This is a genomic window from Bradyrhizobium uaiense (assembly GCF_010811875.1).
In the GTDB taxonomy this organism is placed as follows: domain Bacteria; phylum Pseudomonadota; class Alphaproteobacteria; order Rhizobiales; family Xanthobacteraceae; genus Bradyrhizobium; species Bradyrhizobium uaiense.
In genome coordinates, this window is the sequence record NZ_VKHP01001046.1 from 1 (window position 1) to 241 (window position 241).

Sequence of the window (241 nt, forward strand, 5' to 3'; positions counted from 1 at the left end):
ACGGCAAGAGCCAGGCGGTTGCGGCGACGGTTGCGCTGATCGCGATCATCGGCTCGGTGCCCTACATCGCGCTGCAGCTCAAGGCGATGGCCTCGTCGCTGGAGACCATCCTGAGCGAGGATCAGGCCGTGCTGGTGCTCGGTCGCGTCGGTGTGGCGGGTACCGAACAGCACCGCGAACACCGCCATCGCCAGCGTCACCATCAGTGCGATGTCGCCGAAAACGGGAATTTTCGAGAACG

1 protein-coding gene is annotated in these 241 nt (G+C 64.7%); it reads left to right on the forward strand.

Annotated features, from left to right (window positions below; all coding sequences use genetic code 11):
* Window positions 1-241: hypothetical protein (locus tag FNJ47_RS48705; protein WP_163163808.1), on the forward strand; the 241-nt coding region annotated here is incomplete at both ends.